The following is a 12,497-nucleotide window of genomic DNA, read 5'->3' as shown; positions in this document are numbered from 1 at the left end:
TATGATAGACACGAACAATATTATTTTAAATAATACCGAGATATCTCAGAAGATACGGAGAATCGCATATCAAATTTATGAAGTAAACTACAATGAGTCTGAATTAATAGTTGCTGGAATAGCTGATAATGGATACTCATTAGCAGGAAAAATTGTTTCCATTATAAGGGAAATATCTGACATTCAGGTTTCTCTATGTAAAGTTAATATGGACAAGAAAAATCCCTTAGGTCCTATTTCAACTGACATTAGTTCAGATTTATACCAGGATAAATCAGTTATTTTAGTTGATGACGTTTTGCATTCAGGGACTACTTTAATATATGCTATCAAACATTTTCTCGAAGTACCTCTTAAAAAGTTTAAGACAGCTGTCTTGGTTAATAGAAACCACAAAAAATACCCTGTAAAAGCTGATTTTAAAGGGATTTCTTTCTCTACTTCTATTAAAGAACATGTTGTAGTTGAATTTAAAGATGACGAAATTATTGCATACCTAGAGGAGTAACATTTCCAACTCCTCTATTGTTTTTTTTACACTTTTGTTATTAGTGAGTAATTTAATTTTTGCTTGCTCATAAAAAAAACTTCTCTCAAATAAATGCTTAGCTATAAATTCTTCCAATTCATCTGTTGGAATTTTAGAAACAATAGGTCTGTGATCTTTTTCAGCAATAAGCCTGTTATAAATAGTATTTACAGATAACTTTATGTAAACAGATTTCACATCTTCATGACTATTGATTAAATCCATATTTCCTGCATAGCAAGGTGATCCCCCTCCAAGCGACAAAATAAATTCATCTTGTTTAGCTAAAATTTCCTTAATAGCTTCATGTTCTTGAAGTCTGAAGAAAATCTCTCCTTCATCATTAAATATGTCACTTATGCTCTTTTGAAACTTATTTTCAATGTAATCATCCAAATCAATAAATAATAAATTCAGTTTTTCAGCCAAAACTTTACCTATAGTTGACTTACCACTAGCCATATATCCTAATAAAACAATCCTCATAAATAGAAATAAAGCAAATATCTATAAAAAAATATTAAAAAAGTTTTTTTTCATTTGAAAACCCTTGTATATTTGCACTCGCTTTGAAAAAGGTTAAGACCGGGTAGCTCAGTTGGTAGAGCATCTCCCTTTTAAGGAGAGGGTCCTGGGTTCGAGCCCCAGCCCGGTCACAAAAAAAAGAGTTAAGCATAGGCTTAACTCTTTTAGTTTAAGCGCATATGGCGGAATTGGTAGACGCGCTGCCTTGAGGGGGCAGTATTCTTTATGAATGTGGAAGTTCGAATCTTCTTATGCGCACTTTAAAATAAAAATAAACTTCAAACCATTAGCAGTCAAAATGTTAATGGTTTTCTATTTTTTCAATGTCCATTTATATTCTAATTTTTTTAAAAAATATTCTGATTTAAAAGATTATTCACTATCTTTATTTTAACAATTATCCTCCTTCCCTCGAGATCTCAACAGGAGATCAATAAGGCCTTTCATTCCTGAAAGGTCTTATCTTTTTAACTATAAATCTTTTGATATTACTTTTACATATAATTAACTATTATACTAGTAAATATGCGTATTATTGCAGTATGCGTAAATGTATCCTTATAATCTCAATTTTATTTAGTTCAATTTGTCTTTATGGTCAAAATAAACTTAAAGGACAAATAATTCATTCTGAAACCAAAAAGGTGCTTAGTGCAGCACATATATTAAATTTAAATTCTGTAGAAGGTACCATTACGAACGAGAAAGGTCTTTTTGAATTAATAGCCAAAGCTAATGATACAGTTCTAGTTTCATATTTAGGATTTGAATCCATAAAATTAAAAGTAACGAATGATTTATTAAAAGGAAATGAACTTGTTATTTCTTTAAATGAAAAACCTGAAGAAGTTAAAGAAGTTATTATTAACTCTACCAAATTAATTGGTGTTTTAGAAGTCGATGTAAAGCAGGTTCCAAAAGATCGTTTTACTAGAATCCATTTAAATGGTTTAAGGCAAACATATGAGGTAGGACGACCACAAAAGATTTCTTCTCCAATTGCTAAACTTCTAAATCCTGTTGATTTAGTGTATGGATTATTTGGAAAAAAACCTAAACAGCTTAAAAAATTACAGAAACTTAAAAAAGAGGATGATCTCAGGAAAATGCTGGCTGGTAAATTTGATCGAGAGGTTATGATGGAATATTTAGAAATGGACAAACAACAATTATCTAAATTACTTGGTGATTGTAGCTATTCTGAATACTTTATTAAAAAAGCCAGCGATCTACAAATGATCGAAGCTGTTCTAAATTGTTACGAAAAATATAAAGCTATTAAAAAGGGAAAAATTGAAAGGGATAGAATTCCCGATAAAAATTAAGTCTATTTAGACATAACCTAACACTCTTTACATAATCATTATATCTAAATGATGAAAAATTTACTCTTTACCCTATTTAGCTGTTTTATAGTTATTTCAGCTCACTCCCAAGAAACTTATTATAATGATGTCAATTTAAATTTGACTGGTGTTTCTCTAAAAAATGCTCTTGCTACTAAGATCATTAACACACACACAAATCCTTTGGATTACACGCCAGGAATTTGGAACGCCTCGAAAGTTACAGATGTTAATCCTGAAAACAATACAGAAGTTTTATTAATTTATGGATATAGCTCTTCTGGAACTACTGCTAGAACCAGAGGGATTGACCAAAATGGAGGTAATAATGGTGATTGGAATCGAGAACATGTTTTTGCAAACTCTTTAGCAAATCCTGATTTGGATGCAGGAGGAAATAATGGAGCTCCGTATGCTGATGCCCATAACCTTCGCCCTTCTGACCCGCAAAGAAACTCTAGTAGAAGTAATAAAAAATTCGCTGGAGGATCTGGAAACTCAGGTTCAGTTACAAACGGATGGTACCCTGGAGATGAATGGAAAGGTGATGTTGCACGTATTATAATGTATATGTATCTGAGATATGGAAATCAATGTAAACCAACATTTGTCGGTGTTGGTGATTCTTCTCAAACTCCTGACGATATGATCGATTTATTTCTTCAATGGAATGCTGAAGATCCAGTTTCAGATATTGAAAAGCAGAGAAATCCATTTCATGAAAATACTACCAATACCTATGCTCAAGGAAATAGAAATCCGTTTATTGATAATCCTAGATTAGCAACCAGAATCTGGGGAGGACCAGAAGCTGAAGATATTTGGGGAATTTATTCAACAAATGACACAGAAGCTCCTACTGCTCCGACAAATGTAACAGCAAGTAATATTACAACTTTTTCGATTGATGTATCTTGGAATGATTCATCTGATAATATAGGTGTAACAAATTATGATGTATATGTAGATGGTATTTTAACATCTAATACTACTAATACCAGTATTACTTTAAATAATTTGGATTCGAATACAACATATTCAATTACAGTAAAAGCAAAAGACGCTGCAGATAACGAATCTCCGTTTAGTGCTGCTATTGCTCCAAAAACATTAGAGGATACTGAAGCACCTTCTACTCCAACAAATATTGTCATAAGTAATGAAACTGATACAACATTAAAAGTTACGTGGGCTCCTTCTACAGATAATACCGCAGTGACAGCATATGAAGTTTACGTTAATGGGATTTTAAATGCAGAACCTACAACGAACACGTATACAATAAATTCTCTTACTGCTTCAACAACTTATAGTATCCAAGTATTGGCGAAAGATGGTGTTGATAATAAATCCCCATTAAGTACAGCTATAAATGGAACAACAACAGATGGAGGTACTGGAAGCGCTAATGAATTATTCTTCTCTGAATATGTTGAAGGTTCTAGTAATAACAAAGCCTTAGAAATTGCAAATGTTACCTCTAGCGCTATTGATTTAAGTGTTTATAGTATTAAAAGAAATGGTAATGGTGGATCAAATTGGTCTGCTCCTCTTAATTTAACAGGAACAATTGCCGCTGGCGACGTATTTGTTATTATAAATGGAAGCGCTGGACTTCAAAAATTAATTGATGAAGCAGATTATGTTCATCCAAATAATAGTAGTACTAATAATGGTGAGCCAATGAACTTCAATGGAAATGATCCTGTTGGATTATTCAAAAATGATGTATTAATAGATATTATTGGACTCTTTAATGGCGGAACAGGAAACTTTGCTAAAGATGTAACTTTAAGACGTAAAAGTAGTGTTGTCAATCCAAATACAACTTTTGATAAAGTTAATGAATGGGAGGAACTCGCAAGAGATGTGGTTGACAATATTGGTATTCATGGTAGTGCTACAGCAAGTGTTACAGATAATCTTCTAGAGATAATCTCAATATATCCAAACCCAATATCAAACAATACAATATTCATAAATAATAATTCGAATATTCTTATTAAAGAAATTATAATTTATAATATAAACGGACAAGAAGTATACAGAACTTCAAAAGATGTAAATAATAAAGAAATAAAAATCAAAAAGTTAAGTTCTGGAACCTACTTTATAAAAATAAATAGTGACCTCGGAATATTAGCAAAAAAACTTCTAGTGAAGTAGAAAATAAAAGCAGCAAATTTTGCTGCTTTTTTTACACTCTTAATTCAATTAAAAAAGTAAATTTGTAGCTTTTAACAACACAACCTAAATAACACATAATGATTCATTTCTTTGGAAACATAAACAGTAAAGTCTTTGCTGTTCAAACATCAAAAGAATTAGCAACGGAAGATATTTCAAAACTTACATGGTTATTTGCGAATAAACCTAAACTTGATATGGCGTCTATTGACGCCTTTTTTGTTGGGCCTAGAGCAGCTATGATTACTCCTTGGAGTACTAACGCTGTAGAGATTACGCAAAATATGGGGATTAAAGGAATTATACGCATCGAAGAATTTGATGCTGTAGATGATGATTTTACAAATTTCGATCCGATGATTTCTCAAAAATTCAATGCTCTTAACCAAGAAGTTTTTACTATAAATATTACACCAGAACCTATCTTAGAAATTGAAGATATTAAATCTTATAACGAACAAGAAGGTTTAGCATTGAGTGATGAGGAAATTGATTATTTAAATGAAGTTTCTGAAAGAATTGGTAGAAAATTAACTGATTCAGAAGTGTTTGGGTTTTCTCAAGTAAACTCAGAGCACTGTCGCCACAAGATATTTAATGGAACTTTTGTTATTGATGGAGAAGAACAACCTACTTCCCTATTTAAAATGATTAAGGAAACATCAAAACAGAATCCTAACGATATTGTTTCAGCTTACAAAGATAATGTTTCGTTTATTAAAGGACCAAAAGTTGAGCAATTTGCACCGAAGTCTGCAGATAAACCAGATTATTACGAAACAAAAGAATTTGAATCTGTTATTTCATTAAAAGCAGAAACTCATAACTTCCCTACTACTGTTGAACCTTTCAATGGTGCAGCAACAGGTTCAGGTGGAGAAATTAGAGATCGTTTAGCTGGAGGAAAAGGTTCTATTCCTTTAGCAGGTACAGCGGTTTATATGACATCATATTCCCGCTTAGAGGAAAATCGTCCCTGGGAAAAAGGAATGAATGAGCGTGATTGGTTGTATCAAACTCCAATTGATATTTTAATTAAGGCTTCAAATGGAGCTTCTGATTTTGGTAATAAATTCGGACAACCTTTAATTTGTGGATCTGTTTTAACTTTTGAACATGAGGAAGAAGCACGAAAATTAGGTTTCGATAAAGTAATTATGCAAGCCGGAGGAATCGGATATGGTAAAGCTGAGCAAGCATTAAAAGATACTCCAAAGAATGGTGATAAAATTGTAATTCTTGGTGGTGAAAATTATAGAATTGGTATGGGAGGAGCAGCTGTTTCTTCTGCTGATACTGGTGAGTTTTCTACTGGAATTGAGTTAAATGCAGTTCAACGTTCTAATCCAGAAATGCAAAAACGTGCAGCAAATGCAGTACGTGGAATGGTTGAAAGTGAGGAAAACTTAATCGTTTCTATTCACGATCATGGAGCTGGTGGACATTTAAATTGTTTATCTGAATTAGTTGAAGATACGGGTGGTAAAATTGATTTAGATCAATTACCTGTTGGTGATCCTACTTTATCTGACAAAGAAATTATCGGAAATGAATCTCAAGAAAGAATGGGATTAGTTATTTCTGAAGAAAATATTAATACATTAGAGAGAATTGCTGAAAGAGAAAGATCTCCTATGTATACTGTCGGTGATGTTACCAATGATCATAGATTTACCTTCGAATCTCAAACGAAAGGTAATAAACCAATGGACTTGGCACTGAACGATATGTTCGGAAGCTCACCAAAAACTATAATGAACGACGTAACAGTTTCTAGAAACTATGGCGAAGTAAATTATTCTAAAGAAAATTTCTACGATTATTTAAACCAAGTATTACAATTAGAAGCAGTTGCTTGTAAAGATTGGTTAACAAATAAAGTAGATCGTTGTGTTGGTGGTAAAGTTGCGAAACAACAATGTGTGGGTCAATTACAAATTCCTTTGAACAATCTTGGTGTTATGGCTTTAGATTTTAAAGGAAAAGAAGGAATTGCTACTTCTATTGGCCACTCTCCTATCTCGGGTTTAATTGATTCTACTGCAGGAAGTTTAAACTCAATTGGAGAAGCTTTAACTAATATTATTTGGGCTCCATTAAAAGATGGGTTACAATCAGTTTCTTTATCAGCTAACTGGATGTGGCCTTGTAAAAATGAAGGTGAAGATGCAAGATTGTATAAAGCAGTAAAAGCAGTTTCTAAGTTTTCTATTGATTTAGGAATTAATGTTCCTACCGGAAAAGATTCTTTATCAATGAAACAAAAGTATCCAAATGAAGATGTAATTTCTCCAGGTACTGTTGTCATTTCTGCCGCTGCAAATTGTAATGATATTACAAAAGTAGTAGAACCTGTTTTCCAACAAAATGCAGGAAGTATATACTACATTAACTTATCTCAAGATACTTTCAAATTAGGAGGAAGTTCTTTCGGACAAGTAATTAATAAAATAGGAAATGAAGCTCCTACAATTAAAGACGCTTCATTCTTTAAGAAAACATTCAATGTAATTCAGCAATTAATTAAAGACGATAAAATTGTTGCTGGTCATGATATCGCTTCTGGTGGTTTCATTACTACATTACTTGAATTATGTTTTGCTAATACAAATACTGGAGCCAACATCGATTTATCTGTATTAAATGAAGAAGATTCTATTAAATTATTATTCTCTGAGAATAATGGAATTATTATTCAATCAAAAGATGACTCTATAGAATCTATCTTAAATAAAAACACAATTGAATTCTTTAAAATTGGTTCAGTTGTAGAAGCAGATAGATTGAATATCAAGAATAACGAAGATTTATATTCATTATCTATAAGTGAATTAAGAGATACTTGGTATAAAACTTCTTATTTATTAGATCAAAAACAAACAGCTAATAATTTAGCAGAAGACAGATTTAATAATTATAAGAATCAACCTTTAGAATACACTTTCCCAAAAAGCTTTACGGGAAAGCTTCCTAAAGTTGATGGTTCATCGACAAGACCTAAAGCTGCAATTATTAGAGAAAAAGGATCTAACTCTGAGCGTGAAATGGCTAATGCAATGTATTTAGCTGGATTTGATGTGAAGGATGTTCATATGACTGATTTGATTTCTGGAAGAGAAACTCTTGGAGATATTCAATTTATTGGAGCTGTTGGAGGTTTCTCTAATTCAGATGTTTTAGGTTCAGCTAAAGGTTGGGCTGGAGCTTTCTTATATAATGAAAAAGCAAATACCGCTTTAAAAAACTTCTTCAATAGAGAAGATACATTATCTGTTGGTATTTGTAACGGATGTCAATTATGGATGGAATTAGAATTAATCAATCCAGATCATGATGAACATGGAAAAATGGTTCATAATGATTCTCATAAACACGAAAGCTCATTTACATCTGTAAAAGTTCAAAAGAACAACTCTGTAATGTTATCTTCATTAGAAGGTACTACTTTAGGGGTTTGGATTTCTCATGGTGAAGGTAAATTCAATTTACCAAAAGAAGAAACTGAATACAATATTGTCGCTAAGTATGCCTATGAAGGATATCCACATAATCCTAACGGATCAGATTTCAATACTGCAATGATGTGTGATAAGTCAGGTAGGCATTTAGTTACTATGCCACATATTGAAAGATCTACATTCCAATGGAATTGGCCTTACTATCCTGAAAATAGAAAAGACGAAGTTTCTCCATGGTTGGAAGCATTTGTAAATGCGAAACAATGGATAGATAAAAAAAATGAGAAGTAAACTACATTGTTTACAATCTTAAACAATATTAAGTGCTCAATTTCTTGAGTACTTTTTTTTTGAACTAAATAAGTGGGTTTACGTATGTAAACAAGTATTTATTGTATTATCTACATATCGATTTTCTATAAGAATATCTAGACCAGACTATATAATTAGGCTTAAAGCTCACAATAATATTTGTAAGTCAATATAAATAATCTTTTCGAAATAATTATCAATGGAATGTAATGTTTAAGACTAATTCTCTCCGATAATACCTTCAATTCATTTGAAAATAAAGCCTCAATTATCTCAATCTGGCTGATCTGATCCACTATTTACATTTGTAACACACAATAAAACTCTTGAATCCTTTAAAACTAAAAATTACATTTGTAAACAATCAAAAACCACTTCTATATAGTTTTTTCTTATAATAAAATTTTAATGTACTGTTTTTAAGTCTTTTACAAATTTTTATTTGATGTATTACTTTAATATTTATACTTGTTTGTTTAAAATATATTCAATTTTACTTGTTTACAATTATAAAATATCTTATGTTTACATTATTAAACAAATATATTGTTTACATTTGTAACATGATAGACCGACTAAAACTAATATTAGAATATTACAATTTGAGTTCGTCGAATTTTGCAGAAAAAATTGATGTACCCCGATCAAGTATATCCCATTTATTATCTGGGAGAAACAAACCAAGCTTAGATTTTATACTTAAGGTTGATAAGGCTTTTGAAGATGTAACGTTAGATTGGCTATTATATGGTAAAGGAAGTTTTCCTAAAAAATCTGATGAACCTACTTCTCCATCATTATTTAACCAAACGGAAAAAAAAGAAAGTAAAACAGAAATATTAGAATCTCAGCCGATAATTAAAAAACAAGATGATTCCGTTACAAAACTAAAGAGATTAATAAAAGTTATTCTTCTATATAGCGACGGAACATTTGATGAATTTGAAAAATGATTTTTCGTTAATCATTATTTTAATAATCCCTAAGTTAAAAAAAGTAAGTCTGTATGTTAATACAGACTTATTTATTTATTTGAATATCGAAACTATAAAATTTCAAAAGAAATCTTCGAAAATTATCCTAGGTTCAAAATCAATTATTCGGGAATATGTACAGATCAATTTCAAATACGCGATTCTCATAGACGTTGAAAATTACTCAAAAAATAAGAATTAGTTATTATTAAAATTAAAAAAATAGATTATACTTATTCTTTTGTTTTTTGATTTACATCGACAATTACTTGGTAAATCCATCCAATCAATAAAGTTTGTTGAAAATTAGAGAATATCAAATGAAACAGATCAATCATTATTTTCAAACAGACTTATTTCTTTTAGATTTCAATCTAGAATTTAAAATCCATAAAATTACTTAACACATTTTCAAAATTTATCCTGTGTTCAAAATTAATTATTCGGGAAAATGTACAGATCAATTTCAAATACGCGATTCTCAGAGAATAACAAAATCAATTTAAAAATAACAATTACTTATTGTAAAAATTATAAAAATTGATTGTAATTAATTTTTTGCTTTACGATTTACATTGCCATTTTACCAGCAATTCCAGTCAATAAAGATTTTTAAGAAATTAGAGGCTATTACATAAAACAAATGAGTCTGTATTTTCATACAGACTCAATTGCAAAGTAATAAATAATTAAAAATATTGGGGGTTAATCTAATCGATCAAAGCAAACCTCCCTATTATGACACAATCGATTATGTTTTATTAGTTACACTCTTTTTTAAGTTTAAGTGTGTTTTGTTGATAATCTACCAAATGAACTTTCTCATTATCATCAAACGTAACTATATATTCATCAACTAATTGCGATGGTAAATCAGAAGAGTTAATTACAACTCCAGTAGATCCATCATTTAACATCATCACATCCCACTCTCCGCTGTAGTTTGCTCCATTTCCTTCTGCAACGAATGTTCCGTCTTCTTTAAAATCAAAGAAAATTGGAAATTCTTGTGTTACATCAACACCATCTAATTCAAAGTAATACACATACCAAGCACATTCTTTCATCGCATTTTTAACTCTTGCAACTTGATTTCCAGATCCTGAATTATCATCACAAACTCTTTCTAATTTCAAAGTATGCTCTTGCTCACCTTGAAGCACCATTTTATCATCATCTAATCTTGCTAATAAGTAGTAATCATTAATATCTCCCGTTAAAGTTTGCGATGATAAAGTAATTGCAATTCCTCCTGTTGCTATTTCCTGAATAACCCAAGTTCCTTCGTGTAAATCCTGATCATTTCCAGTTGTCATAATAAATGTCCCATCTTCTTTAAAATCAAAGTGATAGTCGTGATATTGAGCAGTTAAATCTTCACCACCTACTTTTAAATAGTACATATACCACTTACATTCTTTAATAAATTCTTTAACCGCTGGTAAATTAGAATTATCTGGACAATCTTTAACTAACTTAGTGAAGTTACCTGCAGCGTCAGTCATTTCTAAGAAGTTATCTCCACATTCAACAACTTTCCAGCTTCCGTTAAAGTCTTGGAAATTAGAATCTAACTGAACATAAGCGTAATCTCCATCTTGTGTAACTGTCCAAGCTCCACTCGCTTCTTCAACTCCATTTGGATTCGTAACTACGAAAGTAAAGTCTTCATTAAATTTAGCTTTGAAACCTGAAGCTCCATTATCATTTCTGATTTCCCAGAAACATTCTTTTAAATTTCTCTTGATAGAATTCACATCACAATCTAAATCATCATCTCCATAATCATAGTCATCATCTTCATCACAAGAATCTTTTGCTTGATTAATTGTACTGATTAATTCTTCATTATTATTCACCGCTACTGTAGAACCATCAGCTAATACCATAGTAACTGGGAAATTTAAACTTGCCAATGTATTATCATCTAAGTTTTCAATAAATACATATAATTCTTGATCGTTATTTATCTTCTTAGTTTCAATTACATCAAAAGAAGTATTAAAAATTGAAATTGAAATAGGATACTGAAAATCAATACATTCGATATCATCATCTGTTTCATTTTCACCAGCACATAATTGAATTAACTCTTCTAATTCTGCTTGGCTATTAATTGTAGTTTCAGTAAAATCTCCTGAAATAATTGTAATTGGATATTGAATATCTAACTGATCAATATCATTATCGAATTGATCGAAAATATCTTCAATTTCTTGGAAGTCATCTTGAGAATCAATGATGATTTCAATATTATTAACTACTACAGTTACAGGTAATTTTACCTCTAAACAGTTCGCTTTATCAATAATATTATCTACTGAACCATCATTAGTTGCAGTTCTTGACATTAATTGACTAATTTCTGAACTTGCTTGAAACGTTTGATTATCATTAGGTTGCGAAATATCAACAGCTTCTTTCTGACAAGAGAAAAAACTCATCAACATAAAAGCTGATATCGCTAAAAATTTTAACAGTTTAGGATTGTTTGAAGTTTTCATGATTATCATTTATTTTTTTTAGGTTTAAATTATTAAATGAGGCCTTCTTTATTCTGAAACAATTCTCTTTTAAAAATTCCTACCCTGCTATTCATTTTTTTTTAATTTTAGAGAAATTTTTAAAATTTTAATGGAAAAACCTATAGACAAAGACATTTGTAATGAAACACTTTTCTCGTCTTTCTTTAATAAATACTCTAAATCACTTTATACTTTCCTCTATTATAAGTTTGGAGAAAAATTGAATCCCGAAGATAAGGTACAAGAGGCATTTTTAAAAGTTTGGCAAAACTGTCATAAAATTACCCCAGACAAAGCGAAGAGTTTTTTATATACTACAGCTAATAATTTGATGATTAATCAGGCTAATCATGAAAAAGTAAAATTAAAATATGCTGAAATTCCCCAAAAAAGTCATACCAACGAATCTCCTGAATTCGTTATGGAGGAAAATGAATACTTAGATAAAACACAAAATGCGCTTTCTAATTTAACTGAAGCACAACGTGTTGCGTTTATGATGAATCGTATTGAAGGCAAGCGTTTTAAGGAAATTGCTGAGATTTTAGGGATATCTGTAAAAGCCGTTGAGAAGAGAATTTACGGGGCTTTGAAGAAATTAAGAGAAGATATAAAAGAATTATAATAATATAAGGGTAGGA

General features: G+C 30.6%; 8 protein-coding genes and 2 tRNA genes. 8 read left to right on the top strand and 2 right to left on the bottom strand.

The window, feature by feature from the left end; translation table 11 throughout:
- Position 1: 1 nt before the first annotated feature.
- Positions 2-508, top strand: a complete 507-nt coding sequence (locus BTO06_RS06820) for a phosphoribosyltransferase family protein (RefSeq protein ID WP_100924582.1) — start codon at positions 2-4, stop codon at positions 506-508.
- Here the strand turns inward: BTO06_RS06820 and BTO06_RS06815 are convergent.
- On the bottom strand, positions 497-1,015 hold the full coding sequence (locus BTO06_RS06815; RefSeq protein WP_100924581.1) for a shikimate kinase: 519 nt from the start codon (positions 1,013-1,015) through the stop codon (positions 497-499). The two genes, BTO06_RS06820 and BTO06_RS06815, sit on opposite strands and share 12 nt — an antisense overlap.
- A gap of 97 nt (positions 1,016-1,112) precedes the next feature.
- Between BTO06_RS06815 and BTO06_RS06810 the strand changes: the two genes are divergently transcribed.
- The 6 genes from BTO06_RS06810 to BTO06_RS06785 all read left to right on the top strand — a co-directional run bounded on the left by BTO06_RS06810 (position 1,113) and on the right by BTO06_RS06785 (position 9,310).
- Positions 1,113-1,185, top strand: a tRNA-Lys gene (locus BTO06_RS06810).
- Positions 1,186-1,227: 42 nt separating this feature from the next.
- A tRNA-Leu gene (locus BTO06_RS06805) sits at positions 1,228-1,312 on the top strand.
- Between the two features lie 284 nt (positions 1,313-1,596).
- Complete coding sequence (locus BTO06_RS06800) at positions 1,597-2,379, top strand: carboxypeptidase-like regulatory domain-containing protein (RefSeq protein WP_100924580.1); 783 nt, start codon at positions 1,597-1,599, stop codon at positions 2,377-2,379.
- A 48-nt stretch (positions 2,380-2,427) separates the two neighbouring features.
- On the top strand, positions 2,428-4,566 hold the full coding sequence (locus BTO06_RS06795; RefSeq protein WP_100924579.1) for an endonuclease: 2,139 nt from the start codon (positions 2,428-2,430) through the stop codon (positions 4,564-4,566).
- 98 nt (positions 4,567-4,664) lie between these two features.
- Positions 4,665-8,336, top strand: a complete 3,672-nt coding sequence (gene purL, locus BTO06_RS06790; RefSeq protein WP_100924578.1) for a phosphoribosylformylglycinamidine synthase — start codon at positions 4,665-4,667, stop codon at positions 8,334-8,336.
- A 584-nt stretch (positions 8,337-8,920) separates the two neighbouring features.
- A complete protein-coding gene (locus BTO06_RS06785; RefSeq protein WP_100924577.1) occupies positions 8,921-9,310 on the top strand; it encodes a helix-turn-helix transcriptional regulator in 390 nt (129 codons plus the stop codon).
- Between the two features lie 782 nt (positions 9,311-10,092).
- On the opposite strand, the gene BTO06_RS06775 is transcribed toward BTO06_RS06785, so the two are convergent.
- Positions 10,093-11,835, bottom strand: a complete 1,743-nt coding sequence (locus BTO06_RS06775) for a hypothetical protein (RefSeq protein ID WP_100924575.1) — start codon at positions 11,833-11,835, stop codon at positions 10,093-10,095.
- Positions 11,836-11,965: 130 nt separating this feature from the next.
- Between BTO06_RS06775 and BTO06_RS06770 the strand changes: the two genes are divergently transcribed.
- Positions 11,966-12,481 carry an RNA polymerase sigma factor gene (locus tag BTO06_RS06770; RefSeq protein ID WP_198517140.1) on the top strand — a complete coding sequence of 172 codons (516 nt, stop codon included), beginning with the start codon at positions 11,966-11,968 and terminating at the stop codon, positions 12,479-12,481.
- The last annotated feature ends 16 nt before the right edge of the window (positions 12,482-12,497 follow it).

This window comes from Tenacibaculum sp. SZ-18 (assembly GCF_002813915.1).
GTDB lineage: Bacteria > Bacteroidota > Bacteroidia > Flavobacteriales > Flavobacteriaceae > Polaribacter.
Note: the sequence above shows the minus strand (reverse complement) of the source record. Positions and strands in the feature narration are given on the sequence as shown.

Excerpts from the sequence above, each read along its gene's own strand:
- purL (WP_100924578.1), top strand. The coding sequence starts at position 4,665 with ATGATTCATTTCTTTGGAAACATAAACAGTAAAGTCTTTGCTGTTCAA.
- BTO06_RS06815 (WP_100924581.1), bottom strand. The coding sequence starts at position 1,015 with ATGAGGATTGTTTTATTAGGATATATGGCTAGTGGTAAGTCAACTATA.
- BTO06_RS06800 (WP_100924580.1), top strand. The coding sequence starts at position 1,597 with ATGCGTAAATGTATCCTTATAATCTCAATTTTATTTAGTTCAATTTGT.
- BTO06_RS06770 (WP_198517140.1), top strand. The coding sequence starts at position 11,966 with ATGGAAAAACCTATAGACAAAGACATTTGTAATGAAACACTTTTCTCG.
- BTO06_RS06795 (WP_100924579.1), top strand. The coding sequence starts at position 2,428 with ATGATGAAAAATTTACTCTTTACCCTATTTAGCTGTTTTATAGTTATT.
- BTO06_RS06785 (WP_100924577.1), top strand. The coding sequence starts at position 8,921 with ATGATAGACCGACTAAAACTAATATTAGAATATTACAATTTGAGTTCG.
- BTO06_RS06820 (WP_100924582.1), top strand. The coding sequence starts at position 2 with ATGATAGACACGAACAATATTATTTTAAATAATACCGAGATATCTCAG.
- BTO06_RS06775 (WP_100924575.1), bottom strand. The coding sequence starts at position 11,835 with ATGAAAACTTCAAACAATCCTAAACTGTTAAAATTTTTAGCGATATCA.